At 62.3% G+C, this 4101-nt stretch carries 5 protein-coding genes; all 5 read right to left on the reverse strand.

From position 1 onward, the window contains the following. Positions 1 to 126: 126 nt before the first annotated feature. The gene (gene sufC, locus BIS11_RS12255) at positions 127 to 876 is read right to left on the reverse strand and encodes a Fe-S cluster assembly ATPase SufC (RefSeq protein WP_253420207.1); all 750 of its coding nucleotides are present in this window, start codon (positions 874 to 876) and stop codon (positions 127 to 129) included. A gap of 69 nt (positions 877 to 945) precedes the next feature. After that, positions 946 to 2388, reverse strand: a complete 1443-nt coding sequence (gene sufB, locus BIS11_RS12260) for a Fe-S cluster assembly protein SufB (RefSeq protein WP_253420204.1) — start codon at positions 2386 to 2388, stop codon at positions 946 to 948. Between the two features lie 69 nt (positions 2389 to 2457). Further along, the gene (locus BIS11_RS12265) at positions 2458 to 2922 is read right to left on the reverse strand and encodes an SUF system Fe-S cluster assembly regulator (RefSeq protein WP_253420202.1); all 465 of its coding nucleotides are present in this window, start codon (positions 2920 to 2922) and stop codon (positions 2458 to 2460) included. Positions 2923 to 3223: 301 nt separating this feature from the next. Continuing rightward, the gene (locus BIS11_RS12270; RefSeq protein WP_253420199.1) at positions 3224 to 3562 is read right to left on the reverse strand and encodes a zinc ribbon domain-containing protein YjdM; all 339 of its coding nucleotides are present in this window, start codon (positions 3560 to 3562) and stop codon (positions 3224 to 3226) included. A gap of 79 nt (positions 3563 to 3641) precedes the next feature. Then, the coding region (locus tag BIS11_RS12275; RefSeq protein WP_253586133.1) for a YbhB/YbcL family Raf kinase inhibitor-like protein at positions 3642 to 4101 on the reverse strand (460 nt) is incomplete at its 5' end.

The following is a 4101-nucleotide window of genomic DNA, read 5'->3' on the forward strand; positions in this document are numbered from 1 at the left end:
GGGTGGGAAAGCCCATCGCCTCGAAGCGGGCCGCACCCGCCTGACGGCGCGCGGCGATCCAGCTCGGCTCGCCGGCGTACTGCGCGCTGCGCGTTTTCAACGTATCCAGAAAGGTCTGGGTGTCGCTCATGCCGCGGACTCCTCGATGCCTTCGTATCCGTTTGCCTCGAGCTCTTTGGCAAGCTCGGCGTCGCCGGTCTTGACGATGCGACCATCGACCAGCACGTGCACCTTGTCCGGCACGATGTAGTCCAGAAGACGCTGGTAGTGGGTGACCAGCAGGATGGCGCGCTCATCGGCACGCAGGCTGTTGACGCCGTCGGCCACGACCTTCATGGCGTCGATGTCGAGCCCGGAGTCGATCTCGTCGAGCATCGCGAGCTTCGGCTGGAGCACCAGCATCTGCAGGATCTCGTTGCGCTTCTTCTCGCCGCCGGAGAAGCCCTCGTTGACCGCGCGCTGCAGAAAGCTCGCGTCCATCTTCATGAACTGGAGTTTCTCTTTCACCAGCTTCATGAACTCCGGCGCGGGCATTTCGCCCTCGCCACGCGCGGCGCGCTGGGCGTTGAGCGCGGACTTCAAGAGGTAGATGTTCTTGACTCCCGGAATCTCGACCGGGTACTGGAAACCGAGCAAAAGGCCTGCCTGGGCGCGCTCCTCGATCTCCATCTCCAGCACGTCGTTGCCCTCGAAGGTGATGCTGCCCTGAGTCACCTCGTAGCCGTCCTTGCCGGCGATCACGGCAGACAGCGTCGACTTGCCGGCACCGTTGGGCCCCATGATGGCGTGGACTTCGCCGGCGTTGATGGTCAGCGTCAGGCCCTTGAGGATTTCGTTGCCGTCCACGGTGACGTGCAGATCGTTTACTTCCAACATAGTCTTAGCCCTTCAAAATCTAGCGGGTCGCGGGTGCGACGCTCATCGAATAAGTGGTGGCGCGGGCGCTTAGCCCACCGCGCCTTCCAGGGTCACGTTCAAAAGCGCTTCGGCTTCGACGGCGAACTCCATGGGAAGCTCCTGGAAGACGTCCTTGCAGAAGCCGTTGACGATCATGCTCACCGCATCTTCCTCGGAAATTCCCCGGCTCTGGCAGTAGAAGAGCTGGTCCTCGCCGATCTTGGAGGTGGTCGCCTCGTGTTCGATCTTGGCGGTGGAGTTGCCGATCTCCTGGTACGGGAAGGTGTGCGCCCCGCAGGTATCGCCGATGAGCAGCGAATCACACTGGGTGAAGTTGCGCGCCCCCTTCGCCCGCGGGTTGATCTTGACCAACCCCCGGTAGGACTGATCGCTCTTGCCGGCGGAGATGCCCTTGGCGACGATGTAGGAGCGCGTGCCCTCGCCGATATGGATCATCTTGGTACCGGTGTCCGCCTGCTGGCGACCGTTGGTCACCGCCACGGAGTAGAACTCGCCGATGCTGTCCTTGCCGCGCAGCACGCAGGAGGGGTACTTCCAGGTGATCGCCGAGCCGGTCTCGACCTGGGTCCAGCTGATGCGCGCGCGATCGCCGCGGCACTCGCCGCGCTTGGTGACGAAGTTGTAGATACCGCCGACGCCGTTCTCGTCGCCCGGGTACCAGTTCTGGACCGTGGAGTACTTGATGTAGGCGTCATCGAGGGCCACGAGCTCGACCACCGCGGCGTGGAGCTGGTTCTCGTCGCGCATCGGCGCGGTGCAGCCTTCGAGATACGACACCGTCGCGCGGCTTTCGCAGACGATCAGCGTGCGCTCGAACTGGCCGGTGTTGGCGGCGTTGATGCGGAAATAGGTGGAGAGCTCCATCGGGCAGGTCACGCCTTCCGGCACGAACACGAAGGAGCCGTCGGTGAACACCGCCGAGTTGAGCGCGGCGAAGTAGTTGTCCGTCTTGGGCACCACGGTGCCCAGGTACTGCTTGACCAGCTCCGGGTAGTCGCGGATCGCTTCCGAAATCGAGCAGAAGATCACGCCGGCCTCGGCGAGCTGCTTCTTGAAGGTGGTGGCGACCGATACCGAGTCGAACACCGCGTCGACCGCTACACCGGCCAGTGCTGCGCGCTCGTGCAGCGGAATGCCGAGCTTCTCGTAGGTTTCCAGAAGCTTCGGGTCGACCTCGTCGAGGCTCTGCGGCATGTCTTCCGGGCGCTTCGGCGCGCTGAAGTACGAGATCGCCTGATAGTCGATCGGCGGGTAGTCCAGGTGCGCCCAGGAGGGCTCCTTCATCTTCAGCCACTGGCGATAGGCGTCGAGGCGCCACTCGAGCATCCACTCGGGCTCGCCCTTCTTGTTGGAGATGAAGGCGATGGTGTTCTCATCCAGGCCAGGTGGCAGCGTATCGCTTTCGATGTCGGTGACGAAGCCGTCTTTGTATTCGCGACGGACCAACTGTTCCATTTCTTCGCTTGCCATGGTCGTACCCTCCAGGCAGTTGGGTGGCGAGGTTGCTCGCCGTCCATAGAGTTTGTGCCTTTGCGTGTCCTAAGCAGACGCCGCCGACAGGCTGATCGTTTGAATGGGGAGCGCGATCGGTAGCTTGATCGGTGCGCTGTCCGCCAGATGCGAAAGCGTGACGCTCTCGAGCAGCGTGCGCAGTGCCACCGACACCCGCTGCCAGTTGTCCGACACCCCGCAGGTCGCCGAAAGCTCGCACTCTCCCTCGGCGTGGCTGCACTCGGTCATGGCCACCGGACCTTCGATGGCGGCGATGATGTCCGCCGCCGTGATGCGCGACGCGGGCCGGGCAAGCTGGTAGCCGCCTTGGGACCCTCGCTGGGAGGTCAGAAGCCCCGCCTTGACCAGCATCTTGAGCGTCTTGCTGACCGTCGGATGCGGCAGCGACACGGCCTGAGCCAGGTCCGCCGCCGCATGAGGCGCCTGCGGATGGCGGGCGATCTGCGCCATCACCACCGCCGCGTAGTCCGTCAGTCGAGAAAGCTTGAGCATGGAGGCTCCCGATGAGTGTCGCTTTCGATTGAGGACCATTTTAGTCCTGTATGAAAACGATGTGAAGCCTTCAGGCAGACTATGGACGTGAAAGGCCCTTTTTATCGACCGTTCGCCGCCGTTGCCATCAAAAAAGGCAATCATTCTCATTCATGAATATAATGGCGTAGCAGGCATCCAGCATGCAGGGCACCTCGAGGCGTCCTGCAAGACACCATGCAAAAGCCCCGCACGAGCGGGGCCTGGAAACCATGTTTTAAAAGCAAGCTTTAAAACCATGCTTTAAAACTGTGCTTTAAAACTAGGCTTTCTTGACGAACTGGGACTTGAGCTTCATGGGGCCGATCCCCTCGACCTTGCAGTCGATGTCGTGATCGCCCTCCACCAGGCGAATGTTCTTCACCTTGGTGCCGACCTTGACCACCGACGAGCTGCCCTTGACCTTGAGGTCCTTGATGACGGTGACGCTGTCGCCATCCGCCAGGGCGTTGCCATTGGCGTCGCGGATCACCGGCTCGTCGCTGCTTTCGCCGTCCGCCTCTTTCGACCACTCGTTGCCACACTCCGGGCAGACCAGTTGAATGCCGTCATCGTAGGTATAGCTCGATTGGCAGGCGGGACAGTTGGGCAGATCGCTCATGAAAGGCTCCATCGCAGACAGGCAAAGCGAGGGAGCCTACACGGAACGAGGGATTTTCACCAGTATCGCTCGGCCGCACTCAGCGCTGGTAGGTGCCCACCAGACGGTTCATGCCGAGCAGGTGCGGCTCGACCTCTTTCAGCAGCTCCTGCATGGTCAACCCTTCCGGCAGCGACGTCTTTTGATCCAGCGCCAGCACCCAGAAATAGTAGAGGTGCTTGCCATGGCCTTCCGGCGGCATGGGGCCGGCGTAGCCGGGCTTGTCGAAATCGTTGAGCCCGTGAGTGCCCACGGCGCTCTTCTCGGCGAGCTCGACCACGTCGCCCGGGAGGTTGTAGACCAGCCAGTGAATGAAGCCGTAGCCGCCATTCTTGACCAGCGGCGCGTCCGGGTCGTGGCAGATCACTGCGTACCCCTGGGTACCATCGGGCGCGCCCTGCCAGGCAAGCGGCGGGGAAACGTCGTCGCCAACGCCGGTGTACTGGTCGGGGATCGACTGGTGGTCGGCAAAGGCGGAACTCGTTACCTTGAGTGTGGAG

This window comes from Halomonas sp. 707D4 (assembly GCF_024158685.1).
Taxonomy (GTDB): domain Bacteria; phylum Pseudomonadota; class Gammaproteobacteria; order Pseudomonadales; family Halomonadaceae; genus Vreelandella.

Bases quoted from the DNA above. Each gene is read 5' to 3' on its own strand.
- sufC (WP_253420207.1), bottom strand. From the start codon at position 876: ATGTTGGAAGTAAACGATCTGCACGTCACCGTGGACGGCAACGAAATC.
- sufB (WP_253420204.1), bottom strand. From the start codon at position 2,388: ATGGCAAGCGAAGAAATGGAACAGTTGGTCCGTCGCGAATACAAAGAC.
- BIS11_RS12265 (WP_253420202.1), bottom strand. From the start codon at position 2,922: ATGCTCAAGCTTTCTCGACTGACGGACTACGCGGCGGTGGTGATGGCG.
- BIS11_RS12270 (WP_253420199.1), bottom strand. From the start codon at position 3,562: ATGAGCGATCTGCCCAACTGTCCCGCCTGCCAATCGAGCTATACCTAC.